Source organism: Mycolicibacterium moriokaense (assembly GCF_010726085.1).
Classification (GTDB): Bacteria; Actinomycetota; Actinomycetes; order Mycobacteriales; family Mycobacteriaceae; genus Mycobacterium; species Mycobacterium moriokaense.
The window spans coordinates 6,043,465-6,070,359 of the sequence record NZ_AP022560.1 but is presented as its reverse complement, the minus strand read 5'-3'; the positions used below and the strand labels follow the sequence as shown (position 1 = coordinate 6,070,359).

The window sequence follows — 26,895 nt, the reverse complement described above, 5'->3', positions numbered from 1 at the left end:
CGACACGTGCCCGCCAAGCCGAATTCCGGGATCTACATCGCTTCACCCGAGGGCGACACGGGTAAGTCGACGATCGCGCTGGGAATTCTGCATCGATTGGCGGCGACGGTGGCAAAGGTCGGCGTGTTCCGGCCGATCACCCGCCTCGGCGAGGAGCGCGACTACATCCTCGAGCTCCTGCTCTCCCAGGCGACAGCGGGGCTGTCCTATGAGGAGTGCGTCGGAGTCAGTTACCAGCAGCTGCACGAAGACCCCGACTCCGCCATCGGTGACATCGTCGACCGCTACCACCGGGTGGCCGACCAGTGCGACGCGGTCCTCATCGTCGGCAGCGACTACACCGACGTCGCCGCACCCAGCGAGCTGTCGACCAACGCGCGCATCGCGGCCAATCTCGGTGCACCCGTCGTCCTGGCGGTGAAAGCCAAGGACCGCAGCCCCGAGCAGGTCGCGCAGATCACCGACGTCTGTCTGGCCGAGATCCGTGCCCAGCACGCGCACACCGCGGCGGTGGTGGCCAACCGCTGCGACCCGAGCGCGATGGCAGCCGTCGCGGCGGCGCTCGAGCCGTTCGGCCCGAAGTGCTACGTGCTACCCGAGGAACCGCTGTTGGTCGCCCCGTCGGTCGCCGAGCTACAGGTAGCCGTCGAGGGCACCGTGATCGCGGGCGATCCCGCGCTGCTGTCACGCGAGGCGATGCATGTGCTGGTGGCGGGCATGACCGCCGAGCACGTGCTCGAGCGGCTCAAGGAAGGCGTGGCCGTCATCACGGCCGGCGACCGCTCCGACGTCGTCCTCGCCGTCGTGAGTGCCCATGCCGCAGCGGGCTTTCCGTCGCTGAGCTGCCTCATCCTCAATGGCGGACTGGAGCTGCACCCGTCGATCGCATCGCTGGTGTCCGGGCTGGACCTGCGAGTGCCGATCATCGCGACGAGGTTCGGCACCTTCGAGACGGCCAGCCGGGTGGCGGCGACGCGGGGCCGGGTCACGGCCACCTCGCTGCGCAAGATCGACACCGCGCTCGCGCTGATGGAGGAGTACGTCGACACCGCGGATCTACTGGCGCAGTTGAGCATTGCGATTCCGTCGGTGGTGACCCCGCAGATGTTCACCTACCAGCTGCTGGACTGGGCGCGCTCGGACCGCAAGCACATTGTGCTGCCGGAGGGCGACGACGATCGCATCCTCACCGCGGCGGGCCGCCTGCTTGCGCGCGGCGTCGCCGATCTGACCATCCTCGGCGAGGAAGCCCGGATCCGGGCGCGCGCAGCCGAACTCGGCCTCGACCTGTCGTCGGCAACGGTACTCAACCCGCAGACCAGCGAGCTCTGTGACCAGTTCGCCGAACAGTACGCAGAACTCCGAAAGCGCAAGGGGGTGACGGTCGAGCAGGCCCGCGAGATCATCCACGACGTGTCGTACTTCGGCACCATGTTGGTGCACAACGACATGGTGGACGGCATGGTGTCGGGCGCCAGGCACACCACCGCCCACACCGTGCGGCCCGCGTTCGAGATCATCAAGACGCTGCCCGACGTATCGACGGTGTCGAGCATCTTCCTGATGTGCCTGTCGGACCGCGTACTCGCCTACGGCGACTGCGCGATCGTGCCGGATCCGACGGCCGAACAGCTCGCCGACATCGCGATCTCCTCGGCACGCACCGCAGCCAGGTTTGGCATCGACCCGCGCGTCGCCATGCTGTCGTATTCGACCGGCACCAGCGGAACCGGCGCGGATGTCGACAAGGTCAGGACCGCAACGGAACTCGTACGCCAGCGGGAACCCGACCTGTTGGTCGACGGGCCGATCCAGTACGACGCCGCGGTCGAACCGTCGGTGGCCAAGACGAAGATGCCCGACTCCAAGGTCGCCGGGCGTGCGACCGTGTTGATCTTCCCCGACCTCAACACGGGCAACAACACCTACAAGGCGGTGCAGCGAAGCGCGGGCGCGATCGCGATCGGACCGGTCCTGCAGGGCCTGAGGAAACCAGTGAACGATCTGTCGAGGGGTGCATTGGTCGAGGACATCGTGAACACCGTTGCCATCACCGCGATCCAGGCGCAGGCCCTATGAACCGCGTGCTGGTCGTCAACTCCGGGTCCTCGTCGTTGAAATACGCGGTCGTCGATGCGGATTCGGGCGACACCATCGCCGACGGCATCGTCGAGCGCATCGGAGAAGAGGACGGGGGAGTCCCCGATCACGCCGCCGCACTGCAGGCCGCCTTCGACGAGCTGGACGACGACATGACCGGACTGGTCGCGGTGGGGCACCGGGTGGTGCACGGCGGGCCGGACCTGTACGAGCCCACGCTCGTGGATGACGCCGTGGTAGCCAGGATCGACGAGCTATCTCCGCTTGCGCCGCTGCACAATCCGCCCGCGCTGCTCGGCATCGAGGTCGCGCGCCGCGCACTTCCCGACCTGCCGCACATCGCCGTGTTCGACACCGCCTTCTTCCATGACCTGCCGCCGGCGGCGGCGACCTATGCGATCGACCGTGATCTCGCCGCCAAGTGGGGCATTCGGCGGTACGGCTTCCACGGCACCTCGCACCAGTACGTCAGCGAGCAGGCGGCCGAATTCCTTGGCGCCCCACTGGATTCGCTACGCCAGATCGTGCTGCACCTCGGCAACGGCGCATCGGCATCGGTGATCGTCGGCGGCCGGCCGGTGGAGACATCGATGGGTCTGACGCCGATGGAGGGCCTGGTGATGGGCACGCGCTCGGGCGACCTCGACCCCGGGATCTACGCCTATCTGTGGCGCACCGCGAAGATGAGCGTCGACGACATCGAGTCGATGCTCAACCGGCGCTCCGGGATGCTGGGTCTCGGCGGCCACATCGACTTCCGCGTGGTCCATCGGCAGATCGCATCAGGTGATGCGGCAGCACAATTGGCCTACGACGTGTACATCCACCGGCTGCGCAAGTACATCGGCGCCTACCTCGCCGTGCTGGGCACCGCCGACGTCATCACCTTCACCGCGGGTGTCGGCGAGAACGACGCCGCCGTCCGGCGCGACGCACTGAGCGGCATGACCGCATTGGGTGTCGAACTCGACGAACAACTCAACGCCGACCCCCGCAGGGAGGCGCGCCGGATTTCGACGGACGATTCGGCCACCACGGTGCTGGTGATTCCCACCGACGAAGAACTGGCGATCGCCCGAGCCTGCGTGTCGCTGCTTACGAACCGGAGTTGAGCAGTGACAGCGACCGCTCGAGCGGTAGCACTCCTTCGGGATCGCAGATCTCGAGCAACCGGCGCACCTGCCGTCCTGCCTGCAACACCCAGGTGGCGTCGGCACCACAGCAGATCACGTTGATGTTGTGCAGCGCCGCGAATCCGGCGGTGCCCAGAAAGTCGACCAACCGCAGGTCGACGACGAGGTGCGTGGCACCCGCGATATGACGTTGGACGTAGTTGGCGAGCTCCCGGCTGTTCGACGCGTCCACCTCACCCTCGACAGTGACGGTGACCGTCGACGGTGCGTCAAAGTGGGCGGTGAAGATCGCGCGGTGGTGCACCTCGCGCCTGCCGATTGACTCGGGGTCCGGCCGGAATACCCGGGAGGTGCTTGTGCTCATGATCGGCTCCTCAGTCGAACTGATTCGCTCACCAGTTAGGCTGGAAACTCAACCTGGCCTGCACGCTACTACGAATTCCGTGCCTTGACTATGGCAGGTTGATGAGGGAATTTGCCTCCGACGGCCGGGGGACACGTCGAAGGGCGACGGATTTCGTAGCAAACGTCTCAGAACGTGGAAGTCGGGCGCACGCTGTTGGCCAGATCGACCAGCGCGTAGCGGTGCGCCTGGGTGGGCGCGACGCGCGCAAGGGCGCGCAGCGACGCCTCGACGCCGAGCTGAAGCCCGTGCTCGGTGAACGGGAAGCCGAGGATGTGGTTGGTGCTCGCTGTGTTGTCCGCCAGCCAGTCCATCGCGGTGCCGAGGACCAGCGCGCGGATCTGCAGCACCCGCGGCTCGGTGTCGGGCAACGCCTCGACGCGACGGGCCGCGTCGCGGATGTGTTGTTCGGTGATCTCGTTGGTCGAGCGCCCGGACAGCAGCGTCACGGCGCTGGTCAGTCGCGCGGTGGTGAAGTGCCGTGACATCACGGGCACCTGGTCCAGGGTCCGGACGGCGGCGTCACGGTCGCCTGCCGCCGACTCCGAGCGCGCCAGGCCGAACCCGGCCGAGATGACGCCGTTGTCGGTGGACCACACGGTGTCGTAGAACTTGCGCTGCGGACCTTCGTCGACCTCGGCACCCGCGAGTTCCGCAGTGGCGGCCAGCGCGAGTTTGGGCGCCAGCTCACCCGGCAGGGTATCGAGCACCTCGGTGAAATACTTTGTGGCGGAGTCGTAGTCGGCAGTCAGCAGCGCCGCCACGGCGCGGAACCACACCAGTCGCCAGCGCCAGCCGACGCGCTCCGCCAGATCGTCGAGCTTGCGGGTGGCCTTGGCGACGTCGCCGAGGTCCAGCAGCGCGCGTACCTCCATCAGCGGCAGGTCGATCGACTCCGACAGGTCGATGCCCTCCGTATCAAGCGCACCATGTCGTATGGCGCGCAACGAATCCAGCGTCTGCACGGGCTGCGACAGCACGGTCGCCGACAACACCGTCGCGCCGACATCGGTCGGGTCGAGCAGGGGTACCGGCAGGGCCTTGACGATCTCCTGCGCGGTCAAGCGCTCCGAGTGCACCTGGCCGTCGAGGTAGACGTCGGTGTGCGCGAGCAGCAGGTCAACGCCGAACGTCGAACGCGAAGGGGAGAACACCGTCGAAAGACCGGGCCGGGGAACCCCGGTGTCCTTGGCGACGACCTCGCGCAGGACGCCGAGCAGCTGACTCGTCATCTCCTCTGCGCTGGCGAATCTCCTGCGCGGATCCGGATCGATCGCGCGGCGCAACAGCCTCGCGTACGAGTCGTATTCCGCGAGCACCGGATCGTCCTCTGGCAGGCCGTCGATGTATCGGCCCTTGCGGGTGCGCATGTTCAGCGTCAGCCCCGCCAGGGTGCGGCCGACGGTGTAGATGTCGGTCGCGACCGTCGGCCCGGTGCGCACGATCTCCGGGGCCTGGTAGCCGGGAGTGCCGTAGAGGTACCCGAACGAGTTGATGGTGGACACCGCACCGAGGTCGATCAGCTTGAGCTGCTCCTCGGTGATCATGATGTTCTCGGGTTTCAGGTCGTTGTACGCAAGCCCGATCGAGTGCAGATAGCCCAGGGCGGGCAGGATTTCGAGCATGTAGCCGATGGCCTGGGCGACCGGCACCTTCTCGCCCTTGGCCTGCTTGAGCGACGTGCCGCCGACGTACTCCATCACGATGTAGCCGACCGGGTTGCCGTGCTTGTCCGCGTGCTCGACGAAGTTGTAGATCTTCACGATCCCCGGATGGGTGACCTCGGCGAGGAACCGGCGTTCCTGCATCGCGATCTTCTGCGCCTCGGCATCACCGGAGTGCACCAAACCCTTGAGCACGACCGGTCGTTCGTTGACGTTGTGGTCGAGCGCCATGTACACCCAGCCGAGTCCGCCGTGGGCGATGCACCCCTTGATCTCGTACTGGTCGGCCACCATGTCGCCCGGGCTCAGCTGCGGCAGAAAGGAATACGCGCTTCCGCAGTGCGGGCACCAGCCCTCGGACAGCGCCTCACCGTCCTCGGTGGAGCGGCCGACGGGGCGGCCACAGTTCCAGCAGAACCGCTTCGACTCGGCGACCACCGGATTGCTCATCAACGCCTCGAGCGGATCCTTCGCCTGCACGCGAGGGATCTCCACGAGGCCGCCGCCGAGACGGCGTGTCCGCGACAGCGCCCGCGTCACGGTCGTGTGGTCATGCGGTTCGGTGTCGCCGGTGCCGACGGACAAGCCCTCGGAGTCATCGTCGAAGTGCGGACGGAAGACCGCCTGGGTCGCCATCGGTCGCAGGGTGGCGGCGCTGTCCTCCATCTCGTCGAGGGTGGCCGGTTGGGTTCCCGGTCCGGCCTCGTCGAATTCCTCAGACTGTGGTTCGGCCATCAGCCCGAATACCTTGCCACTGGTGGTGCCGGCGCGGGTCCGAGCACCGTTAACCACTTGCGGTACAACGTATTCCACGTGCCGTCGCGCCGGATTCGCTCGAGGGTGCCGTTGACGAAGCGCACCAGCCCGGTGTTCTGCAGGTTGATGCCGATGCCGTAGGGCTCCTCGTTGAGGCTGGGCCCGACGATGTGCAGGTACGGATCCTGCGCCACGAGCCCGGCCAGGATGGAGTCGTCGGTGCTGACCGCGTCGGCCTGCCGCTGCTGCACCGCGACCAGGCAGTCCGCCCAGGCGACGACGCCGACGATGATCGGTGGCGGAGTGATCTCCTGGATCCGCCGCATCGACGTCGTGCCCTTCGCGACGCACACCCGCTTACCGGACAGGTCCGACGGCTCCGAGATCGCCGAGTCGCGTGGCGCCAGGATCCGCTGGTTGGCGTTGAAGTAGACCGTGGAGAAGTTGACCAGCTTCTTGCGCTCGCACGTGATCGTCATCGTCTTGACGACGACGTCCACCTGGTTGTTCTGTAGCCCGGCGATCCGGTCGGCCGACGACAGGATGCGGTACTCCACCTGTGACGGGGTGCCGAAGATGTCGCGTGCGATCTCCCCGGCGATGTCGACGTCGAAACCCGTGATTTCACCCGTGATCGGGTCGCGGAAGGAGAACAGGTTGCTGCCGATGTCGAGTCCGACGATCAACCGTCCGCGGCTGCGGATGTTCTCCACCGCGGCGTCCGCGTCGGCCCGGTTCGTGAACGGCCGCAGGCTCGCGGTGCGATCGCACTCGTCGGCGGTCGTGGGCACCCGCACCGGCTCGGGCGGCATCTCCTCCATGCCCGCCGGTGTCGGCGGGGCCAGTGTGACGCCGGGCAGCTGCGCCACCGACGACGCCTGCGCACAACCCGCCACCACCGCCGCCGCGGCGACGATGGCAACGAGCTTCTTCGTCATCACCGGTACTCACTCAGTCTCGGCCACAGTCCCAACGCCACCGCCAACGCGGCCACGACGGACAGCACCGCCGTACCGACGGTAGCGCCGGAGAGCACTCGGTGGGCGTTGATGATGTCGCTGCGCAGCTGACTGCGGCTTTCCTCGATGCCCTTGCCGAGCGCGTCGTCGAGCTTGTTGAACGCGGGCGTCGAGTCGTCTTCGCCGGTGCCGAGCGCCACCTGGGTCGCGGCCTGGTAGTTACCGACCGCGATGTAGGCGTTGATCCGGTCGTCGGCCGCGCGCCAGCGCTTGAGCAGTTGTTCGGCGTCGGCGAGGTCGGTCTTGTCGATCACGTCCTCGCGGGCGAGGTAGTCCGCCAGCTGCTGCTGCATCTCGTCGATGCGCTGGTAGTAGGACTGCTTACGGACATCCTCGTCGCCGCGGCGAATCAGCGACAGCGTCTCGTCGGCGCGGGCCTGCTGTGCGGTGATCGCAAGGTTGGTGACGGTCTTGAGGGATTCGGCCGCAGTGTCTTTCGCGTTGCGACTGTCGGCGGTGGAGATGATCAGCGCGGTACCCACCCACACCAGCATGATCAGCACCGCGAGCCCGCCCGCGATGAAACCGATGTTGATCCGCCGCCTGGTCCGCCGGGCCAGCCACCGATTGGCGAAGAGGCCGAACAGCAGCGTGGCGAGCACGATGAGGATCACCGGGCCCGGAATCCGTGTCGACGCAGTGGTCTCCTTGTCCACCCGGGCCGACGTCTCCTCGTAGAGCCGCTGCGCCTCGGGCAGGATCCGGGCCTGCATCAACGCCGACGCCTCGGACAGGTATGAGGAGCCGACCGGATTTCCGGCGCGGTTGTTCGTGCGCGCCGTCTCGACCAGCCCGGTGTACACCGACAGTTCGGCGTTGACCCGGCCGAGCAATTGCACCAGCTGCTCGTCGGTGAGCCCGCTCGAGGCCCGCGTGACGGCCACCGAGGCATCGGTGATCGCCTGCTCGTAGCGCTGCCGGACATCGCGCGGTTCGGCGCCGGCGATGAACGCCGTCGCCGCGGCGGCATCGGCCACCGACAGCGTGGTGTAGAGCTGTCCGGCGGCGAACGCCAACGGTTCGGTGTGGTTTAGAACGGTGGTCAGCGCCTCTTGCCGGTCGTTGATGGTGGTCGAGGTGGCAAACGCGCTCGCGATCACGAGGGCGGACAGGACGACGCCGATGCTCAGGATCCGTCCAGGGGTAGTCCAGAGGAACCACCAGCGTGGGTGCGCTGGTGTTGTGGGCGACCGTGACGCGAGTGGCTCGGTCGACGGGTGCGCCAGCTCCACAGTCACAAGTGCACGGACTCCAATTTTTCTATCCGGCTGATGCTCTTCTGGCTATCGTTCCTGACCGCTTTCCACTCTATAAAAAAATCCTAAGAGCTTCATCGAACACGCTCGTCCGTATTCTTGACGCGTGCGCGGCGATGGCGACGGTTGGGTGGTGTCCGACACCGGCGCGTGGTTCTGGGGTAAACACGGCGCGGCCGGTCTGCTGCTGCGCGCCCCGCACCACGCCGGCTCGGCGGCAGTGTTGTTACAACACCGCGCGGCGTGGAGCCATCAGGGCGGAACATGGGGTCTGCCGGGTGGCGCGAGGGACAGCCACGAGACTGTCGAGGAGGCCGCCATAAGGGAGGCCCGGGAGGAAGCCGGGCTTTCCGCGGACCAGGTGACCGTGCGGACCAAGGTGGTCACCAAAGAGGTCTTCGGTAAGGACAACGCGTACTGGAGCTACACGACCGTCATCGCCGACGCCCCCGAACAGTTGGTGACCACCCCTAATCGGGAGAGCGCCGAACTCCGCTGGGTCGCCGAGGACGAGGTCGCCGATTTGCCGTTGCATCCCGGCTTCGCCGCCAGCTGGGCGCGGTTGCGCACGGAATCCGCGGCAATTCCGCTGCTGGTCAACAAGCGGCTCTGAGCTCGTCCTTCAACAACCGCGCCGCCGCTTGCGGATCGTCGGCGGCGGTGATCGCGCGCACCACGACGACCCGGCGCGCCCCGGCCGCGACCACCTCGGGCAGCCGCGCCGCATCGATCCCGCCGATGGCGAACCAGGGCTTCTCCGTTGCCGACTGCGCCGCCGTGCGCACCAGGTCGAGGCCGGGCGCCGGCCGGCCGGGCTTTGTGGGCGTGGGCCAGCAGGGCCCCACACAGAAGTAGTCGACGTCCTCGCTGATCGCCGAGGCGACCTGGGCCTCGTCGTGGGTGGACCGGCCGATCACCGGGCCCGAACCGATGATTCGGCGCGCGACTGTGAGCGGCAGGTCGTCCTGGCCGAGGTGCAGCATGTCGGCGTCCGCGGCCAGTGCGATGTCCGCCCTGTCGTTCACCGCCAGCAGCGCGCCGTGGCGCCGCGCCGCATCGGCGAGGACGGCCAGCGCCTCGAGTTCTTCGCGCGCCTCGAGGGGACCGTACTGCTGCTCACCCGGCGAGCCCTTGTCGCGTAACTGGATGATGTCGACGCCGCCGGCCAGCGCCGCCTCGGCGAACTCGGCGAGGTCACCACGCTCACGACGGGCGTCGGTACACAGGTAGAGCGACGCGGTCGCCAGGCGTTCACGGGGTTGCACACCGCGACGGTAGCGACCGGGTCGGGGATTGGCGTAGCCGACTACGCTATCTGCGCCGCGGCAGCCTCGGGATGGTCTGGGTATGACCAAGATCGGCAAACACGCAGTGGTACTCGGGGCGAGCATGGGCGGGCTGGTGGCTGCGCGCGTGCTGGCCGAACACTACGAATCGGTGACCGTTGTCGAACGCGACGTGCTTCCGCACGGTGCGGACAACCGGCGCGGCGTCCCGCAGGGGCGGCACGGTCACGCACTTCTGGGGCGCGGGTTGGCGACACTCTCGGAGTTCTTCCCCGGGTTCGCCGACGACCTCACCGCCGCGGGCGTCCCTTCCCTGGACTACCGCGACATGTCCGAGGCGTACCTGCGATTCGGAAGCCACCTCATTCCGCGCACCGGCGGCTTCGCCAACGTCCCGCCGTCGTTCATACCGAGTCGGCCGTTGCTGGAAAGCCTTGTTCGGCAACGACTTCAGGAATTCAGCAATGTGGAACTCCTGGACGGTCACGACATCGTCGAGCTGACGACGAGCGCCGATACGAACAGCGTCACGGGGGCGCGCGTCAAAGCGCACGACGGCGGCAGGGAAGACGTGCTTGAAGCCGATCTGGTCGTCGACGCAACCGGACGTGCCGCACGCACACCGGCTCTGCTGGAGGCGCTGGGCTATGACCGGCCGCCCGAGCAGAGCATCAAGGTCCGGGTTTCGTATTCGAGCAAGCTGTTTCGGCTGCCGCCGGGCAGCCTGCACGAGAAGACCGTGCTGATCGGTCCCGTCCCCGGCAGGCCGTACGGCATGGTGCTGCTCGGCTACGAGAACGACACCTGGATGTTGACCCTCGTCGGCATCGCCGGATACACACCGCCGGACGCACCGGATGAGGTGATCGAATTCGTGGCGCGTCTGGCGCCCCGCCACGTGGTCGACGTGCTTGCGACCGGCGAAGCGCTCACCGAGCCGTGTCGCTTCGGCTATCCCGAGAGCCGGTGGCGTCGGTACGACAAGCTGCGCCGGTTCCCCGACGGCCTGGTGGTTCTCGGGGACGCGATGTGCAGCTTCAACCCGATCTACGGGCAGGGCATGACGGTGGCGCTGCTGCAGGCCGAGGCGCTCGACCGGTGTCTGCAGAACGGTCCGATCGACCTGCCGCGCCGCTACTTCCGTGCGGCGGCCAAACCCATCGGGGTCGCCTGGCAGTTCGCGGCGGGCGCCGACCTCAATCTGCCGGAGATCGAGGGGCGCCGGTCGTTGGCGGTGCGGCTGACGAACGCCTACGCCGATCGGCTGCAGGCGGCCGGGGAGTACGACGTCGACGTCGCCGGGCAGTTCCTGCGGGTGGTGGGGCTGATCGATCCCCCCGCGCGGCTGCTGCGCCCGCGGATGCTGCTGCGTACGGCCATGCACCGGCGGCGCCCGACGGCGCTGCAGGAAGCGGAGGTGCTGACCCCGTCCTAGTAGTCTGGGAAGCTGACACGGGAGTCCCGGGACCGGGGACTGAGAGTGGGCACGCCCTGCCCTTACCGTCGCACCTGATCCGGGTCATGCCGGCGAAGGGAGGGGTAGTGGACTCAGGCGCAACGGGCGCGCGGGCCAAGGGCACCGTCGCCGTCGTCGGCGGCGGCGTCATCGGGCTGTCGGTGGCCCGGCGGGCGGCGCTCGACGGTTGGTCGGTGCACGTACACCGCAGCGACGAGAACGGCGCGTCGTGGGTGGCGGGCGGCATGCTCGCCCCGCACAGCGAGGGCTGGCCCGGAGAGGAACGACTGCTGCGACTGGGCCTGGCATCGCTGGCCCTGTGGAATCAAGAGGGGCCGGGGGCATTCCTCGACGGACTTCCCGAGGCCGTCGTCACCGCGCGCGAATCGCTGGTCGTCGCCGTCGACAGAGCCGACGCCGCCGACCTGAAGACCGTCGGGGAGTGGTTGGCCGCACAGGGCCACCCCGTCGCGCTGACCACCGCCGCGCGCGAGATCGAACCACTGCTCGCACAGGGTATTCGGCACGGCTTCCGCGCCGAAACCGAACTGGCGGTGGACAACCGGATGCTCGTCGACGCGCTTGTCGCGGAGTGTGAACGGCTCGGGGTCGGTTGGGCGCCACCGGTCGGCAAGCTGGCGCAGGTGCGCGCCGACGTCGTGGTGATCGCCAACGGCATCGATGCTCCCTCGCTGTGGCCCGGACTCCCGATCCGTCCGGTGAAGGGTGAGGTGCTCCGGCTGCGTTGGCGCCGGGGATGTATGCCGGTGCCGCAGCGCGTGATTCGCGCCCGAGTGCACGGCCGCCAGGTGTACCTGGTGCCGCGCCACGACGGTGTGGTGGTCGGCGCCACGCAGTACGAACACGGTCGGGACACCGCTCCCGCCGTCACCGGGGTCCGTGAACTGCTCGACGACGCCTGCACCGTGATGCCCTCACTCGGCGAGTACGAATTCGCCGAATGCGCAGCCGGGCTGCGTCCGATGACCCCGGACGGACTGCCCGTCGTCGGCCGGCTCGACGAGCGCACACTGGTCGCGGGCGGGCACGGCCGCAACGGATTTCTGTTGGCGCCGTGGACGGCGGAGGCAATCGTCGGTGAGCTCAACGGTGTGCCGTTGGCCGAAGCTGATCTGGTGGGAGCGCGATGAAAGTCACCGTGAACGACGAAGCGGTAGAGATCGACGAAACGACGACCGTCGCCGCGTTGTTGGACCGGCTCGGATTTCCCGAGAAGGGTATTGCGGTCGCCGTGGACTGGTCGGTGCTGCCAAGGTCGGAGTGGGAGACGACGCTCGCCGACGGCGCGCGGGTCGAGGTGGTGACGGCGGTGCAGGGTGGTTGACACGAAACTGACGATCGCCGGGCGCGAGTTCGGCTCGCGCCTGATCCTCGGCACCGGCGGTGCGGCCAACCTCACGGTGCTCGAGGAGGCGCTGGTGGCCTCGGGCACCGAGCTGACCACCGTCGCAATGCGCCGCGTCGACAGCGAGGGCGGCACCGGTGTGCTGGATCTGCTGAACCGGCTGGGCATCACGCTGTTGCCCAACACCGCAGGCTGCCGCGGCGCCGCCGAGGCGGTGCTGACCGCGCAGCTCGCCCGCGAGGCGCTGCAGACCGACTGGGTGAAGCTCGAGGTCATCGCAGACGAGCGCACGCTGCTGCCGGACGCCGTCGAATTGATAAGGGCTGCAGAGCAGTTGGTCGACGACGGGTTCGTCGTGTTGCCCTACACCAACGACGACCCGGTACTGGCGCGTCGGCTCGAGGACACCGGATGCGCGGCCGTGATGCCGTTGGGCTCGCCGATCGGCACCGGGCTGGGCATCGCCAACCCGCACAACATCGAGATGATCGTCGAGCACGCCTCGGTGCCCGTGATACTCGACGCGGGCATCGGCACCGCCAGCGATGCGACGCTGGCGATGGAGTTGGGTTGCGACGCAGTGCTTCTCGCGACCGCAGTCACCCGGGCCGCCGACCCGCCGGCGATGGCCTCGGCGATGGCCTCCGCCGTCACCGCCGGATACCTGGCCAGGCGGGCGGGGCGGATCCCGAAGCGGTTCTGGGCGCAGGCGTCGAGCCCCTCCCTGTGACCCGATGAAACGGTATGTGGCACTCGGCAGTTCGATGGCTGCCGGACCGGGTATCCGGCCGCGCGCCGACGGCTCACCGTTCTTCGCGGGTCGTTCGGCGCGCAACTATCCGCATCTGGTGGCAGAGCGGTTGGGGCTCGAACTCGTCGACGTGACGTACTCCGGGGCCACCACCGCAGATCGGGGCGCTCGACGGGACCGAGGATCTGGTCACGGTGACCATCGGCGGCAACGACGTCGGCTACGTGCCGCTGCTGTTCGCGGCGGGGCTACCGCGGGTCCTGCGTGCCCTGCCGGTGCTCGGCGGCCGGTTCGACACCGCCACGATCGATCGTGCTCTGGCCGAGGTCGCGGATGCGCTGAGAGACGTCGGACGCGCCGTGCGTACCCGTGCACCCGCGGCCCGGGTGTTGTTCGTCGATTACCTGACGCTGCTGCCCCCGCCCGGAACCCCCGCACGGCCGCTGTCCGACTCCGACGCCGAGACGGGGCGCCGCGTGGCCGACGAGCTGGCCCGGTCCACCGCCGAGGCCGCTGCGGACACCGGCTGTGAGCTGGTCGGGGCGGCAAGGCACAGCACCGCCCACCATGGCTGGTCGGCCGAGCCGTGGACCACCCGATTCGGTCTGCCGCTGCCCGGGCGTCCCGCGCCGCTGCACCCGAACGCACTCGGCATGCGGATGGTCGCCGATCTGGTTGTCGCGCAGGTGTCGGGGCGCTGCGGCGCCGGCTCGGGCTAACGTGGTGGGCGATGTTTCGCAAAACGTTGTCGAGGGTCGCTGCGCTGAGCTTGGCCGCCGTTCTGGTGCTGGCCGGCTGCGGTCGCGAGACGCGACCCGGGCCGACCGAGTCACCGTCGACGCCCGCGGGTCCCAGCCCTGCCGCGACAGCCTTCGCGGAGAAGGTGTCACAGGCGGTGACCAAGGACGCGATGATGGTGCACATCAGAAAGCTGCAGGAGATCGCCGACGAGCACGGGGGTAACCGGGCGCTCGGCACCCCCGGCTACGACGCGAGCGTCGACTACGTGGCGAACACACTGCGCGACAAGGGTTTCGACGTGCAGACCCCCGAGTTCGAAGTGCACCTCCCGTATTCCGACAAGCCGGCCCTCACGGTCGGCGAAGCCAAGGTTGAGGCCTTCCCGCTGGAATACACCATCGGCACCGGCCCCAACGGTGTGACAGGTGACCTGGTGCCCGCCCGCGTCGAGGATTCGCCGGGCTGCACGGTGTCCGATTACGACGGCCTCCCGGTCAAGGGCGCGGTCGTGCTGGTCGACCGTGGGAAGTGCCCGTTCAGCGATAAGCAGGAGGCGGCCGCAGCACGCGGCGCGGTCGCGTTGATCGTCGCCAACAACGTCGACGGCGATGAGATGGGGGGCACCCTCGGTGAGGACACCGAGGTGAAGATCCCGGTCATCGGCGTCACGAAGGAGTCCGGTGAGCGGCTACGCGCGGCCCCCGGACCCACCACCATCAAACTCAACGCGGGCGTGCGCGTCGAGCGCACCCGCAACGTGATCGCGCAGACGAAGACGGGCTCCACGTCCGACGTCGTGATGACGGGTGCGCACCTCGACAGCGTCGCGGAGGGACCGGGGATCAACGACAACGGCTCCGGAGTGGCGGCGGTGCTGGAGACGGCCCTGCAGCTGGGGCCCACACCGGATGTCAAATACGCGGTGCGGTTCGGGTTCTGGGGTGCCGAGGAACTCGGGTTGCTCGGATCGAACGACTACGTGGCGTCGCTGGACATCGACGAGCTCAAGGACATCGCGCTCTACCTGAACTTCGACATGATCGCTTCACCCAACCCCGGCTACTTCACCATCGACGGCGATCAGTCCGACGAGCCGGACCCGGAAATGGAGGCGCCGCGCATACCCGAAGGGTCGGCAGGCATCGAACGCACACTCGTGGCCTTTCTCAAGCGCGAGGGCAAGGACCCCGAGGACGTCCAATTCGAAGGGCGTTCGGACTTCAGCAGCTTCACGCTGGCCGGCGTCGCAGCGGGTGGTCTGTTCACCGGTGCCGAGGAGAAGATGACGATCGAACAGGCCGAGCGGTGGGGCGGCAAGGCGGGCCAGCCGTTCGACCCGAACTATCACAAGGAATCCGACACGATCGACAACGTCAACGAAACCGCGCTCGAGATCAACGGTCGCGGCGCGGCATACGCCGTCGCCATCTACGCACAGGATCAGCGTGGCCGCAACGGCGTGCCGATCCGCGAGGACCGCACCCGTCACGTCATCGAATCATGATTCGACGCCTGATGAAGTGGGGGGCGCTCGGCGCGGTCCTCGCGGTGCTGACGTCATGCTCGTCGTCGGAATCCGCAGGCCCATCAACGGATCTGGGGTCCGAGCTCGCCGGCAAGGTCGGTATCGACGGCATGTACACCCACCTGCAGGAACTGCAGAAGATCGCCGACGCGAACGACGGCACCAGGGCCAGCGGCACCCCCGGATACGACGCCAGCATCGACTACGTCACACGCGTCCTGCAGGGCAAGGGTTTTGACGTCCAGACTCCGGAGTTCGAGGTGCTCGACCGCACCGAGGGCGGCAACCCCCAACTCACGATCGGCGACCGCAATTTCAAGGTGGACCAGGCCTCCCTGCTCATCACGACGCCGCGGGAGGGACTCAACGCGGTGACGCTGCGACCGCAGAAGACGGCGGCGGGCTGCCGCTCCGCCGACTACGGCACGGTGTCGGTGAAGGGCGCGATCGCCGTCGTCGACGACACCGGCTGTTCGGTCGTCGACAAGCAGAATGCCGCCGTCGACAAGGGCGCCGTGGGACTGCTCGTCGTCAGTGCACCACGCCCCGGCGCAGGCAGCCCACCCGGCCTCTTCACGCCGGGCTACTACCAGAGGCTCACCATCCCCGTCGGCGTGATCGGCACCGACGCCAACGCGGCGCTGCGCCGCACCAACGCGCCGGTGAAGCTGGTACTGGACCGCAAGCCGGTGATGAAGAAGACGCGAAATGTGCTGGCGCAAACGAAGTCCGGCGATACCCGCAACGTGGTGATGGTCGGCGCCCACCTCGACAGTTCGGCTGCCAGCCTCGGCATCAACGACGACGGCTCCGGGGTCGCCGCGCTGCTGGAGACCGCGGTGGCGCTCGGTTCGTCACCGCAGATCCACAACGCCGTGCGATTCGCGCTGTGGGGATCGGAGGAGAACTCGCTGCAGGGGCCCACGAAGTACATTCGCGGACTGCAGGGTGGACAACTCGACGAGATCGCGCTCTATCTAAACCTCGACATGATCGGCTCGCCGAACGCCGGGTACTTCACCTACGACGGCGACCAGTCGGCCCAGCCCAATCCCGAGATCCCGGTGCAGTCCGTACCCGATGGCTCGGCGGGTATCGAACGGACTCTGGCGGCATATCTCAACTCCGCGGGGGTGCGGCCCGCCGACATGCCGCTGACCCGCTACACCGACTACTACCCCCTCATGTCCGTCGGCATTCCTGTGGGAGGACTGACCACGGGGGGATCGCAGTTGAAAACCGAAGTACAGGCACGGCTTTGGGGTGGCCGGGCGGGTGTGCCCTACGACCCCAACTACCGCACGCCGCGCGACACGATCGACAACATCAACCGAGACGCACTGGCGGTGATGGGATCGGCGGCGGCGTTCGCGGTCGGCACCTACGCGCAGTCGGTGGAGGGCGTCAACGGTGTTCCGCTGTGGGATCAGCGGCATCGGAGCGCTCCCTAGCCGGACGCAGACCCAGCAGCCGCATGCCGTGGTAGACCACCAGGGCGGCGATCGACCCCAGCGCGATACCCGTGAACGTCAGATTGCCTGCATGCCAGGTGAAGTCGGCGATGCCGATGATCAACGGGATGGCCGCGGTCATCTGGTTGAGGGGTTTGGCGAAGTCCACACGATTCGTCAGCCAGATCCGAACGCCGAGGATGCCGACCAACCCGTAGAGCACGACCGTCGCGCCGCCGAGCACACCCGCGGGGATGGCCGAGATCGCCGCGCCCACCTTGGGGCACAGAGACAGCAGGATCGCGACCGCCGCGGCCACCCAGTACGCCGCCGTCGAATAGACCCGGGTGGCGGCCATGACGCCGATGTTCTCGGCGTAGGTGGTTGTCGCCGAACCGCCGCCGAACCCGGCCAGCGTCGTGGCGACCCCGTCGGCGGCCAGTGCACGGCCCATCACCGGGTCGACATCGGTGTCGGTCATCTGACCGACCGACTTCACATGTCCGATGTTCTCGGCGACCAGCGCGATGACGGCGGGCAGGAACATCGGTAGCACCGCGAGCGTGAACGTCGGGGTCTGGAACTCGGGCAGGCCGAGCCACGGTGCCGCGGCGATGCCGGAGGTGTCGACCTCGCCGAGGATCAGCGCCAGTACGTAACCGGCGACCACGGCGAGGAAGATCGCCAGGCGGCCGATTATGCCGCGGAAGAACGCCAGCGTCGCCACCAGGATCACCAGGGTGACGATCCCGACGAGGGGGCCCTTGTCGAAGTTCGCCTTCGCCGCGGGCGCGAGGTTGAACCCGATGAGGGCGACGATCGCGCCTGTGACCACCGGCGGCAGCGTTACGTCGATCCAGTGGGTGCCGACCAGATGTACGACCGCGCCGATGACGATCAGCGTGAGACCGACCGCCACCAGACCGCCCAGTGCGCTGCCGGTGCCGTTCGACGCGACGGCCGCAGTGACCGGGGCGATCACCGAGAAGCTCGAGCCGAGATAGCTGGGCAGCCGGTTCCCGGTGATCAGCAGGAACAACGCCGTGCCGACACCCGAGAACAGCAGCGTGGTCGCGGGTGGGAAGCCGGTGAGCACCGGCACCAGGAAGGTGGCGCCGAACATCGCGACGACATGCTGTGCGCCGATGCCGATGGTGCGGAACCAGTCCAGCCGTTCGTCAGGTGCGACGATGAAGTCGTCGTCGGAACTTGCCTCGACTCGCTTCCATTTCAGCGAGGGGGTGATCGCCATGACCTAAGACCGTAGGCAACGGCGCCCACGACGACCACACCAGAGCCCACGAGCACCGCGGGCAGCGGAAGTGTGAACGCCAGCAGCAGGCAGCCCGCCAGTCCGATGCCCGGGATGACTCGCCCCCCGAGCGTCCAGGCCGATGCGTTGGCGATCGCGTAGTACAGCAGCACCGCGAACGACGAGAAGCCGATCGCCGCGCGAACGTCGACGACTGCCGCCACGACCGCCACCACGATGCCGACGGCGACCTCGGCGCGGTGCGGGCTGCCGAACCGCGGGTGCACCGCGGCCAGTGCGTGCGGTAGGTGGCGGTCGCGCGCCATCGCCAGCGTCGTGCGGGACACCCCGAGGATCAGCGCCAGCAGTGCACCCAGCGCCGCCACGGCAGCACCTGCGCGCACCACGGGTTCGAGGGCGGAGAAGCCTGCGGCGGCCACCGCGTCGGCGAGCGGGGCCGCCGCGGATGCTAGTGTGTCACTTCCCAATTCGGCCAGCACCGCGACGGCGACGATGCCGTAGACCAGCAACGCGATGGTCAACGCGATCGGAATGGCGCGCGGGATCGTGCGCGCCGGATCGCGCACCTCCTCGCCCAGGGTGGCGATGCGGGCGTAACCGGCGAAGGCAAAGAACAGCAGTCCGGCGGCCTGCAGCACGCCCAGCGCGGAGATAGCGGTTCCGGTCCAGATGCGGGTCACGTCCGTATCACCGAACCCGAGGATGACGACCACCACCGCGGAGAGAACCGCAAGAACCACGGCGACGATCGCCCGCGTCAGCAGGGCCGACTTCTGAATGCCGGTGTAGTTCAACACCGTCAGCGCCACCACCGCCGCGACCGCCACGGCGTGCGCCCAGGACGGCCACACGTAGTAGCCGACCGTCAGCGCCATCGCGGCGCAGGACGCGGTCTTGCCGACGACGAAGCTCCACCCCGCGGTGTAGCCCCAGAACTCGCCGAGACGTTCCCTGCCGTAGACGTAGGTGCCGCCGGACTCGGGGTATCGAGCGGCCAACCGGGCCGACGAGGTGGCGTTGCAGTACGCGACGACGGCTGCGACACCGAGACCGATGAGCAGTCCGGCGCCTGCGGCCGCCGCGGCAGGCGCAAGCGCGACGAAGACACCCGCGCCGAGCATCGAGCCGAGGCCGATGGTCACAGCATCGAAGGTGCCGAGCCGCCGGTGCAGCTGCGGTCCGCCGGACGCGCTCACCGAGTCGATGCTAGGCGAGTCCGTCAATGCAGGCGTGTCAGGCGGTCTCGCGGTAGACCGACAGGGTCTCGCGGGCTGACGTCGTCGCGGACGCGACGGAGACCACGATGAGCACCACGCCGGCGATCACGACGAGCGGGATGGTCCATAACCGGCGCATCAACAGTGCCGTTTCGCACTGCTCGACGTAGTTCCCGTCACCGGTGCTCGCCGCGGCCTGGGTCAGGTCGGTGCTGTAGCCGGTCCCGCATTTGATTTGCCAGCCCCATTGGTCAAACGCGTCGATGAAGACCGGAAAGTTCAACGCCAGAAGTCCGACCGCCAGCACGGTGGCGGCGGCGATGCCCGCATAGGCAAGGCGATGGTGACGCTGTTGCACTGTGTTCCCCCGTCATGTCATGCATACGTCCGAGAAGAGCAGCACCGGCCACGACACGATTGTCCCGAGATACGAGACGACCAGGTCGACGCCCGCCATGCGCTGCAGGTGCTCGGTGTGTGTGCTCGACCAAATGGCGCCGACGATCAGATACGGCGTGCCAAGGACCAGGGCCACCGTGATCAGCTCGCCGACTGTCACCTGGAAGCTCAAGAGCTTCCGCAGTAGGCCGAGCACTCCTCTATGTTAATGCTCATTCTCTTTGCTGCAATACCCGTGGCCTGGGTTTTTCGCCCAGTTAGGTGAGTATCTGTGCGCAACGTCCGTTATCGTGTTCGCCATGGCGCGCCCCCGGTCAGCGAGCGGCGATGAGGTTCGGCGCCGCCCGAGGGACCGCAAGGCCCAGATCGCGCGGGCGTCGGCCGAAGCGTTCAGCACGCTGGGCTTTCACGGTGTCAGCATGGAGGCCATCGCGTCCCGGGTGGGGATCTCGGCGGCCGCGCTGTACCGGCATTACACCGGGAAGTACGAACTGTTCCGGGACGCGGTGCTCAGCCTCGGCCAGCAGTTGGTGGACTGCACGGAATTCGCCGACGAAGTTGACGGCCAAGCTGCGCCGAAGGCCGCATCACAGGACCCGCACCTGGTGCTGCAGCGGCTGATCACCGCGCTCATCGACACCGCGATGGCCAACCGGGACTCCGGCGGGCTCTATCGGTGGGAGGCCAGATATCTGCGCGGCGACGATCAGGCCACACTGTTCTCCCAGATGCGCACCGTGCACCGCCGGATCCAGCGGCCACTGTGCGAGATCCGTCCCGAGCTGACGCCGCGGCAACGCTGGACGCTCTCGACGGCGGCTCTCTCGGTCGTGGGCAGCATCGTCGATCACCGGGCCAAGCTGCCCGCCATCCAGGTCCGGGCGCTGCTGGCCGACCTTGCCAACACCGTCCTTTCCGCCGAGCTACCGGATGTCGACGATGACGAAGTCGTCGTCCAGGCGCCGCTGACGCCGGCGGCCGAGCCGTCGAGATACGAAGCGCTGCTGGACGAGTCGATGCGGCTGTTCAACCTCAAGGGCTACCGGGACACCGGTATGGAGGACATCGCGGCCGCGGTCGGGATGCCCGCGTCGGGCATCTATCGGTATTTCTCCGGCAAGGGCGACATCCTTGCGGCCGCGTTCAGGAGGGCGGCCGATCGGCTCTCGGCGGATACGGCGGCCATCACGGCCACGATCGACGATCCGGCAGAGGCGCTGGCCGCGATCATCGATGCGTACGTGGCGCGGTCGTTCGACCAGCCGGAGCTGGACTACGTGTACTACAGCGAGCGGCTCAACATGGCCGTGTCCGATCAGAAGATCCTGCGCAACATGCAGCGCGCAACGGTCGAGGCGTGGGTCGAACTAGTGACGGCCGTGCGTCCCGAGTGGACGCCTGGCCAGGCGCGGTTCACCGTCCACGCGTCGATGTCACTGGTGATCGATCTCGGCCGACTGATGCAGTATCAGCGGACGGCGCAAAGCGTTTCGACCGTCAAGCGGCTGCTCGACCTGACGCTGTTGGGCCGCTACCGGTTACGCGCGACGTTGCCCGCCAAGTAGGCCAGGTATCCGACGGTGCCGAGGGCCGCCAGCTTGCGTGTCTTCGGCGCGGCAAGCCCGAGGCCGATCGCGGTTTCGATCCCGCCGTTGATGTAGATGTGCTGACGGGTGTCGCGGGGGAACGCCGACACGGTGATCGACTCGAACAGCTGTGGCTTCACGAAATGCGACAAGCCGACACCGGCGAGGCCGAGTCCGACCAGCTTGACGACACGCGAATTCTGCTTCGGCACAGCGGATGTTCCTCTCGGTCAGGAGATCTCGTAGTCGCTAAGAGGGTACTCGGACGCCTCCTTGAGGGCCGTGCGGGTCGGCATCGGGCGGAGCAGGCTGGCTTCACCGCTGGGGTCGAAGTAGTACGACCTCGACGTCGCGCAGTTACCGACGGCGAACACCGAATCGCCGATCAGCTCCGACATCCGGTCGAGGTAGCGTGTGTTGGCGTCCTCGGTGACCTCGAACGTCGTCGCACCGCGTCTCTTGACCTCGCCGAACAGCCGATCCATGTGCCGCATCTGATATTCCATCGTGTTGAAGAAGTTCAACCCGAGGAACGCATAGGGGCTGGCCAGGCTCAGGTAGTTGGGGAAGTAGGGCACGGTGATGCCCTGATATGCCTGGAATCTGTTCTCGCGCCACCACTTTCCGAGGTTGCGACCGTGCCGGCCGACGATCTCGATGGCGGGGAAGTTCGCCTCCCACAGGTCGAAACCGGTGGCGAGCACCAGGGTGTCGATGGGGGTCCTGGTGCCGTCGTTGGCGATGATCGCATCGGACTCGATGCGCTCGATGCCGCTGTCCTGAAGGTGGACATGCGGTTTGGTGAACATGCGGTAGTACTCGTTTGAGAAAGTGGGCCGCTTGCAGCCGAAGTCGTAATTCGGGGTGAGCTTCGCGCGCAGCTCGGGATCCCGGACCGACAGGAACCGGTGCAGCTTGGCCAGATCCGAGGCGCTGATGTTGAGCCTGCGGAAAAAGAGTTGGCGGTGGTGAAGCACCACATAGATGAAGAACTCGTATATCGCGTCCGTGACGGCGCGAATCGCCCTCTGCGTCAACGGCACCCGTGCGAACAACCGCTTGGCGCGTTCGGAGAAGCCGAAGTCGATCTTGGGCACCACCCAGATCGCGGTCCGCTGGTACACGGTCAGGTCGGCAGCCTTCTTCGCCAGCTCGGGGATGAGTTGCACCGCCGTCGCACCGGTGCCGATGATCGCTACCCGTTTCCCCGTCAGGTCGTAGCTGTCGTCCCAGGCGGTCGTGTGGATCACCTTGCCCTCGAACCCGGTGATACCCGGGATGTCCGGGGTGTGCGGCTGCGAGAGGAAGCCGGTGGCGGTGATCAGGTAGCGGGTCTTCATCGTTTCGCCGCCGGCCAGCGTGACCTGCCACATGTTGGCGTCTTCATCCCACTGCGCACCCTCGACCGCGGTGTTGAACCGCATGTGGGAGCGGACGTCGTACTTGTCGGCCACATCGTCGGCGTACTGCTTGATCTCCGCACCGGTGGAGAACAAGCGCGACCAGTTGGGGTTCGGTTCGAAGAAGTAGGAGTAGGTGGTCGTCGGAACGTCGACGGCCAGGCCGGGATAGTGGTTGACGTGCCAGGTCCCGCCCAGGTCGTCCTCGCGGTCGAGGATGACGAAATTCTCCATTCCCAACCGCTTGAGCTGGATGGCAGCGCCTATCCCCCCGAAACCGGCGCCCACGATGACGGCCTCGAACTGCTCCGAACTCATGACTAGACGGTACCTCAAGTAACAGATAGGTACCGGGAGGCCCTCCGCGGTTACGTCAGCCTTTTAGCGTTCCCGAACGTGGCGGGTCGAGCGTTGCGATGCAGGTCACAGCCCGGTCGCCCTGTCCCCAGGTCTCGGCGGTGGGGTAGAGCACGTACAGCTGGACGGAATCGTCGGTCATCGCCTCGGGCGAATAGCTTTCCAACGCCGGGCTGCACTTGTCGGCGTATGCGTCGATGGCGGCCTGGCCGGGGAACTCGTCGCCCGGCATCTGCAGCACCGCGAAGACCTCGCCCGCGTGCGGTTCGGAGCACTCGATCGTCTTCACGGTCAGCACTCGGGTGTCACCCGGGATCTCCGACAGGCAGTCGCCCATCTTGACGTCCGTCGCGGTGACGGTTCCCTTGCCGACGGCGAGGTAGATCAGGACGCCGGCACCGACCCCGAGCACGAGCAGCCCCACGATGACGCCGAGGACGATGAACCCGACCTTGTTGGAGTTCGACTTAGGCGGCGGCGGGAAATGGCCTTGCGGCTGCTGCGAGTACGGCTGCGGTGGTGGGGGCGGATAGGCGCCAGGCGGGGGAGGGTACGACGGCGGGGGTGGCGGTGCGGGATAGGGATTCGGCGGCTGCCCGCCGTACGGGGGCTGCCCGCCGTACGGGGGCTGCTGGCCATATGGCGGGGGATTGCCCGGCGGCGTGGTCATCCCGTGACACTAGCTTTGTTCAGGGGCCAATGACGACTGATCAGGCAAGCAACCGCAGTGCGGCGTCGACCGCGAGTGCGGGCGCGTCGAGCGATTTCGAGCCGAGATCATGTCGTGCGCCGGTGATCTCGACGATCTCGGTGGCGGTGGGGATCAGCGCAAGGGCGGAGCGAAGTTCCTCGATCGACCCGAACGGATCGGCGGTGCCGTGGGTGAACACGGTGGGCACCGAGATACGGGGCAGGTGTTCGGTGCGCGCGCGCTCCGGCTTGCCGGGCGGATGCAAAGGGTAGGAGAACAGCGTCAGCGCATCGACTTTCGCCGTTTCGTCGGCGACGACCATCGACGTCATGCGGCCACCGTACGAGTGTCCGCCCGCGACGACCGGGCCAGACGTCAGGGCGCGAGCGAACTCCACGGCCTCGACGATGCCGGCCTGATCGGATGCCGCGGACCCGGACGGCGGTCCCTTCGGCCGGCGCCGCCGATACGGCAGGTTATACCGAATGGCCAGCCAGCCGCGTGCGGCCCATTCGTCGCAGATTTTCACCAGCAGCGGCGATTCGCGACTGCCGCCCGCGCCGTGCGTGAGCACGACGGCGCCCGTCGCCATGCCCGCGGGCTCGTGGGCGATGCCCGCGATCTGCTCGAGTGTCATTCGCTGAGTCTGAAGAGTGCCGACACCGGGCCGTGGCCCTGTCCCAGCGGGTAGGCGGCGCGTAGACATTCGGTCACCCACCGCTTTCCGAACGCGACCGCTTCGGGAACGGGGTAGCCGTGGGCGAGCGCGCTGGCGGCAGCGGCGGCCAGCGTGTCACCCGCGCCGTGGTCGTGTGGGGTGTCGATGCGCGCGGCGTCGAACTCCAGGAAGTCCGTTCCGTCGAACAGCAGATCGGGGCTCTGGGACGATGCCCGCAGATGCCCGCCCTTCACCAGCGCCCACTGCGGGCCGAGCGCGTGCAGGGCGCGCGCCGCATCGCGTTGGGTGTCGGAATCGATGACGTCGATACCGGTGATCAGACGGACCTCGTCCAGATTCGGTGTCACCAGGGTGGCGAGCGGGAACAGTTGAGTCTTGAGGGAATTCAGTGCGCTGGGATGCAGCAGGGGATCGCCGTGCATCGAGGCGCACACCGGGTCGACGACGAACGGCACCGTGCCTGCGAGGCCCTGTGAGCGCCAGGCGTCGGCGACGGTTTCGATGATCTCGGACGAGGCGAGCATGCCGGTCTTGGCGGCCTGGACACCGATGTCGGACGCCACCGCTTCGATCTGACCGGCGATGACATCCAACGGTATCTCGTGGAAACCCTTGACTCCCAAGGAGTTCTGCACGGTCACCGCCGTGACGGCGACCAGGCCGTGGACACCCAGCATCGCGAACGTCCGCAGGTCGGCCTGAATACCCGCACCGCCCCCGGAGTCGGACCCGGCGATGGTCATGACCCGGATCGGGGTCTGGCGGGGCGGTGTCAGCGGAAGAAACGTCATGTGAGCAGATCCTGGGTGATGCGCATGGAGCAGAACTTCGGACCGCACATCGAGCAGAAGTGCGCGGACTTCGCGGGCTCGGCAGGCAGGGTTTCATCGTGGAATTCGCGCGCGGTGTCGGGGTCGAGCGACAGTGCGAATTGGTCTAGCCAACGGAATTCGAAGCGCGCGCGGGACAGGGCGTCGTCGCGTTCCTGTGCGCGCGGGTGTCCCTTGGCCAGATCGGCGGCGTGGGCGGCGATCTTGTAGGCGATCACACCGTCCTTGACGTCCTTGCGATTGGGCAGCCCGAGGTGCTCCTTCGGTGTCACGTAACACAGCATCGCAGTTCCGGCATGGGCGATGATCGCCGCCCCGATGGCCGAGGTGATGTGGTCGTAGGCCGGGGCGATGTCGGTGGTCAGCGGGCCCAGCGTGTAGAACGGCGCCTCCTCGCACAGTTCCTCTTCCAGGCGCACGTTTTCGACGATCCTGTGCATCGGAACGTGACCGGGGCCTTCGACCATCACCTGCACGCCATGGGATTTCGCGACCTTGGTCAGCTCACCGAGGGTGCGCAGTTCGGCGAACTGGGCGGCGTCGTTGGCGTCGGCGATCGAGCCCGGCCGCAGTCCGTCACCGAGGCTGAACGTGACGTCATAGCGCTGCAGGATTTCGCACAGCTCGTCGAAATGGGTGTAGAGGAACGACTCCCGACGATGCGCCTGGCACCAGGCCGCCATGATCGAGCCGCCCCGGCTCACGATTCCCGTCACGCGGTCGGCGGCCAGGGGGACATGGCCGCGCAGCACGCCTGCGTGCACGGTCATATAGTCCACACCCTGCTCGCACTGTTCGATCACGGTGTCGCGGTAACACTCCCACGTCAGCGCCGTCGGATCGCCGTTGACCTTTTCCAGCGCCTGATAGATCGGCACGGTGCCGACGGGCACCGGCGAGTTGCGCAGGATCCACTCCCGCGTCTCGTGGATGTTGCGGCCGGTGGACAGGTCCATGATGGTGTCGGCACCCCACCGGGTGGCCCACACCATCTTGTCGACCTCCTCGGCGATCGAGCTGGTGAGCGCCGAATTACCGATATTGGCATTGACTTTCACCGCGAACGCCTTGCCGATGATCATCGGTTCGGACTCGGGATGGTTGTGGTTGGCCGGAATCACCGCCCGGCCACGAGCCACCTCGTCGCGCACCAGTTCGGGGGCGTACCCCTCGCGCGCCGCGATGAAAGCCATCTCCGCGGTGATCTCGCCGTTGCGGGCCCGCTGCAGCTGGGTGCCTCGGTCACGCACGACGCCCTGCCGGGACGGCAGTCCCTTGTGCAGGTCGAGGACCGCATCGGTATCGGTGTACGGCCCCGAGGTGTCGTACAGGTCGAAGTGCTCGCCGTTGGACAGGTTCACCCTGCGGAACGGCACGCCGTCCCGGTAGACCTTCGCGCTGCCCGCGATGGGGCCGGTGGTGACGGATGGATCGACGACAGACGTCATGGCATCTCCCTACGCCGGCATTACCCGGTCAGGTTCGTACGGTCGACGGGCCCACCCGTCCTCTCAGCGCACTGGGTGTGCGCTCCCGTGTGTGGACGCTAGACACGC

The 26,895-nt window shown here is 67.5% G+C and carries 25 protein-coding genes, 1 pseudogene and 1 riboswitch; of the genes and pseudogenes, 11 read left to right on the top strand and 15 right to left on the bottom strand.

Annotated elements, in window-relative coordinates; translation table 11 throughout:
• The first annotated feature begins 6 nt into the window (after positions 1-6).
• Both pta and G6N43_RS29625 read left to right on the top strand, forming a co-directional pair.
• Complete coding sequence (pta, locus tag G6N43_RS29630) at positions 7-2,079, top strand: phosphate acetyltransferase (protein WP_083156831.1); 2,073 nt, start codon at positions 7-9, stop codon at positions 2,077-2,079.
• Positions 2,076-3,212, top strand: a complete 1,137-nt coding sequence (locus G6N43_RS29625) for an acetate kinase (protein ID WP_083156830.1) — start codon at positions 2,076-2,078, stop codon at positions 3,210-3,212. The genes pta and G6N43_RS29625 overlap by 4 nt, the downstream gene beginning before the upstream one ends.
• Here G6N43_RS29625 and G6N43_RS29620 read toward each other — a convergent pair.
• The 4 genes from G6N43_RS29620 to glnX all read right to left on the bottom strand — a co-directional run bounded on the left by G6N43_RS29620 (position 3,196) and on the right by glnX (position 8,313).
• Positions 3,196-3,597 (bottom strand): STAS domain-containing protein, encoded by a 402-nt coding sequence (locus G6N43_RS29620; RefSeq protein WP_083156829.1) that lies wholly within the window; start codon positions 3,595-3,597, stop codon positions 3,196-3,198. The two genes, G6N43_RS29625 and G6N43_RS29620, sit on opposite strands and share 17 nt — an antisense overlap.
• 167 nt (positions 3,598-3,764) lie before the next feature.
• The gene (locus G6N43_RS29615; RefSeq protein ID WP_083156828.1) at positions 3,765-6,035 is read right to left on the bottom strand and encodes a serine/threonine-protein kinase PknG; all 2,271 of its coding nucleotides are present in this window, start codon (positions 6,033-6,035) and stop codon (positions 3,765-3,767) included.
• Positions 6,035-6,994, bottom strand: coding sequence for a glutamate ABC transporter substrate-binding protein (locus G6N43_RS29610; RefSeq protein ID WP_083156827.1), 960 nt, complete (start codon positions 6,992-6,994; stop codon positions 6,035-6,037). Before G6N43_RS29610 ends, G6N43_RS29615 begins: the two co-directional genes overlap by 1 nt.
• The gene (gene glnX, locus G6N43_RS29605) at positions 6,994-8,313 is read right to left on the bottom strand and encodes a protein kinase G-activating protein GlnX (RefSeq protein ID WP_083156826.1); all 1,320 of its coding nucleotides are present in this window, start codon (positions 8,311-8,313) and stop codon (positions 6,994-6,996) included. The genes G6N43_RS29610 and glnX overlap by 1 nt, the downstream gene beginning before the upstream one ends.
• Before the next feature lie 124 nt (positions 8,314-8,437).
• On the opposite strand from glnX, the gene G6N43_RS29600 reads away from it, so the two are divergent.
• Entirely contained in the window at positions 8,438-8,944 is a 507-nt protein-coding gene (locus G6N43_RS29600; protein ID WP_083156825.1) for an NUDIX hydrolase, read from the top strand.
• On the opposite strand, the gene thiE is transcribed toward G6N43_RS29600, so the two are convergent.
• The gene (gene thiE, locus G6N43_RS29595) at positions 8,928-9,596 is read right to left on the bottom strand and encodes a thiamine phosphate synthase (RefSeq protein ID WP_234810268.1); all 669 of its coding nucleotides are present in this window, start codon (positions 9,594-9,596) and stop codon (positions 8,928-8,930) included. The two genes, G6N43_RS29600 and thiE, sit on opposite strands and share 17 nt — an antisense overlap.
• An 82-nt stretch (positions 9,597-9,678) precedes the next feature.
• Here thiE and G6N43_RS29590 point away from each other — a divergent pair, with 82 nt between their 5' ends.
• From G6N43_RS29590 to G6N43_RS29560, 7 genes and pseudogenes are all read left to right on the top strand, one after another.
• Positions 9,679-11,052, top strand: a complete 1,374-nt coding sequence (locus G6N43_RS29590) for an FAD-dependent oxidoreductase (protein WP_083156823.1) — start codon at positions 9,679-9,681, stop codon at positions 11,050-11,052.
• Positions 11,053-11,159: 107 nt separating this feature from the next.
• Positions 11,160-12,224 (top strand): glycine oxidase ThiO, encoded by a 1,065-nt coding sequence (gene thiO, locus G6N43_RS29585; protein WP_083156822.1) that lies wholly within the window; start codon positions 11,160-11,162, stop codon positions 12,222-12,224.
• Positions 12,221-12,418, top strand: a complete 198-nt coding sequence (thiS, locus tag G6N43_RS29580; protein WP_083156821.1) for a sulfur carrier protein ThiS — start codon at positions 12,221-12,223, stop codon at positions 12,416-12,418. Before thiO ends, thiS begins: the two co-directional genes overlap by 4 nt.
• Complete coding sequence (gene thiG / locus G6N43_RS29575; RefSeq protein ID WP_083156820.1) at positions 12,411-13,169, top strand: thiazole synthase; 759 nt, start codon at positions 12,411-12,413, stop codon at positions 13,167-13,169. Before thiS ends, thiG begins: the two co-directional genes overlap by 8 nt.
• 4 nt (positions 13,170-13,173) lie before the next feature.
• Positions 13,174-13,909: pseudogene (locus G6N43_RS29570) on the top strand (SGNH/GDSL hydrolase family protein).
• Between the two features lie 11 nt (positions 13,910-13,920).
• Positions 13,921-15,435: a M28 family metallopeptidase gene (locus G6N43_RS29565; RefSeq protein ID WP_083156819.1), complete on the top strand. Its 1,515-nt coding sequence runs from the start codon at positions 13,921-13,923 to the stop codon at positions 15,433-15,435.
• Positions 15,432-16,907: a M28 family peptidase gene (locus G6N43_RS29560; RefSeq protein ID WP_083156818.1), complete on the top strand. Its 1,476-nt coding sequence runs from the start codon at positions 15,432-15,434 to the stop codon at positions 16,905-16,907. Before G6N43_RS29565 ends, G6N43_RS29560 begins: the two co-directional genes overlap by 4 nt.
• Here G6N43_RS29560 and G6N43_RS29555 read toward each other — a convergent pair.
• The 4 genes from G6N43_RS29555 to G6N43_RS29540 are packed head-to-tail and all read right to left on the bottom strand — an operon-like array spanning position 16,861 to position 19,992.
• On the bottom strand, positions 16,861-18,159 hold the full coding sequence (locus tag G6N43_RS29555; RefSeq protein ID WP_083156817.1) for a uracil-xanthine permease family protein: 1,299 nt from the start codon (positions 18,157-18,159) through the stop codon (positions 16,861-16,863). The genes G6N43_RS29560 and G6N43_RS29555 overlap by 47 nt on opposite strands.
• Positions 18,138-19,376 carry an APC family permease gene (locus tag G6N43_RS29550; protein WP_110810525.1) on the bottom strand — a complete coding sequence of 413 codons (1,239 nt, stop codon included), beginning with the start codon at positions 19,374-19,376 and terminating at the stop codon, positions 18,138-18,140. The genes G6N43_RS29555 and G6N43_RS29550 overlap by 22 nt, the downstream gene beginning before the upstream one ends.
• A gap of 37 nt (positions 19,377-19,413) precedes the next feature.
• Positions 19,414-19,755 (bottom strand): hypothetical protein, encoded by a 342-nt coding sequence (locus G6N43_RS29545; protein WP_083156816.1) that lies wholly within the window; start codon positions 19,753-19,755, stop codon positions 19,414-19,416.
• A gap of 12 nt (positions 19,756-19,767) precedes the next feature.
• A complete protein-coding gene (locus G6N43_RS29540; RefSeq protein WP_083156815.1) occupies positions 19,768-19,992 on the bottom strand; it encodes a hypothetical protein in 225 nt (74 codons plus the stop codon).
• Between the two features lie 103 nt (positions 19,993-20,095).
• Between G6N43_RS29540 and G6N43_RS29535 the strand changes: the two genes are divergently transcribed.
• Positions 20,096-21,361, top strand: coding sequence for a TetR/AcrR family transcriptional regulator (locus tag G6N43_RS29535; RefSeq protein WP_083156814.1), 1,266 nt, complete (start codon positions 20,096-20,098; stop codon positions 21,359-21,361).
• On the opposite strand, the gene G6N43_RS29530 is transcribed toward G6N43_RS29535, so the two are convergent.
• The 6 genes from G6N43_RS29530 to thiC all read right to left on the bottom strand — a co-directional run bounded on the left by G6N43_RS29530 (position 21,328) and on the right by thiC (position 26,787).
• Positions 21,328-21,594, bottom strand: coding sequence for a DoxX-related protein (locus G6N43_RS29530; protein ID WP_083156813.1), 267 nt, complete (start codon positions 21,592-21,594; stop codon positions 21,328-21,330). The genes G6N43_RS29535 and G6N43_RS29530 overlap by 34 nt on opposite strands.
• An 18-nt stretch (positions 21,595-21,612) precedes the next feature.
• Positions 21,613-23,100: a flavin-containing monooxygenase gene (locus G6N43_RS29525; protein ID WP_083156812.1), complete on the bottom strand. Its 1,488-nt coding sequence runs from the start codon at positions 23,098-23,100 to the stop codon at positions 21,613-21,615.
• Positions 23,101-23,155: 55 nt separating this feature from the next.
• On the bottom strand, positions 23,156-23,809 hold the full coding sequence (locus G6N43_RS29520) for a septum formation family protein (protein ID WP_163658264.1): 654 nt from the start codon (positions 23,807-23,809) through the stop codon (positions 23,156-23,158).
• A gap of 40 nt (positions 23,810-23,849) precedes the next feature.
• Entirely contained in the window at positions 23,850-24,467 is a 618-nt protein-coding gene (locus G6N43_RS29515; protein ID WP_083156351.1) for an alpha/beta hydrolase family protein, read from the bottom strand.
• Positions 24,464-25,300, bottom strand: a complete 837-nt coding sequence (gene thiD, locus G6N43_RS29510; RefSeq protein WP_083156352.1) for a bifunctional hydroxymethylpyrimidine kinase/phosphomethylpyrimidine kinase — start codon at positions 25,298-25,300, stop codon at positions 24,464-24,466. The genes G6N43_RS29515 and thiD overlap by 4 nt, the downstream gene beginning before the upstream one ends.
• Entirely contained in the window at positions 25,297-26,787 is a 1,491-nt protein-coding gene (thiC, locus tag G6N43_RS29505; RefSeq protein ID WP_083156486.1) for a phosphomethylpyrimidine synthase ThiC, read from the bottom strand. The genes thiD and thiC overlap by 4 nt, the downstream gene beginning before the upstream one ends.
• A riboswitch (TPP riboswitch) is annotated at positions 26,776-26,886 on the bottom strand. It overlaps the preceding gene by 12 nt.
• Positions 26,887-26,895 lie beyond the last annotated feature (9 nt).